1 protein-coding gene is annotated in these 581 nt (G+C 76.6%); it reads left to right on the top strand.

Features of this window, described 5'->3' with window-relative positions:
* A partial coding sequence (locus IEW07_RS20770; protein ID WP_503826683.1) for an enolase-like domain-containing protein occupies positions 1-581 on the top strand: 581 nt, incomplete at both ends.

Here is a 581-nt window from a genome sequence, read left to right as displayed (position 1 = left end):
CGAGGGCCGCACCGGCCTGGGCGAGGTCCCCGGCGGGGAGCGGATCCGGGCCACCGTCGAGGAGGCGGGGGCCCTGCTCGCGGGGTATCCCGTGGCCCGCTTCCGGACCCTGCTGCGCCGGGTCGCCACCGCGTTCGCCGACCGCGACGCCGGCGGGCGCGGCCTGCAGACCTTCGACCTGCGCACCACCGTGCACGCGGTGACCGGCCTGGAGTCCGCCCTGCTGGACCTGCACGGGCAGTTCCTCGGCGTGCCCGTGGCCGAGCTGCTCGGGGACGGGCAGCAGCGCGCGGCCGTGCCGATGCTCGGCTACCTCTTCTTCGTGGGGGACCCGGACAGCACGGACCTCCCGTACCTGCGCGAGCCGGACGGAGCGGACGCCTGGGAGCGGGCGCGCCGGGAGAGGGCGATGACCCCGGAGGAGGTCGTGCGCCTGGCCGAGGCCGCGCAGGAGCGGTACGGCTTCGCCGACTTCAAGCTCAAGGGCGGCGTGCAGGCCGGCGACGTCGAGGTCGACGCCGTCACCGCGCTCAAGGCCCGCTTCCCCGACGCCCGGGTGACCCTGGACCCCAACGGCGGCT

Origin of the sequence: Kocuria dechangensis, from assembly GCF_014636775.1 — a bacterium.
Lineage (GTDB): Bacteria > Actinomycetota > Actinomycetes > Actinomycetales > Micrococcaceae > Kocuria > Kocuria dechangensis.
This window is presented reverse-complemented; position numbering and strand designations above follow the sequence as displayed.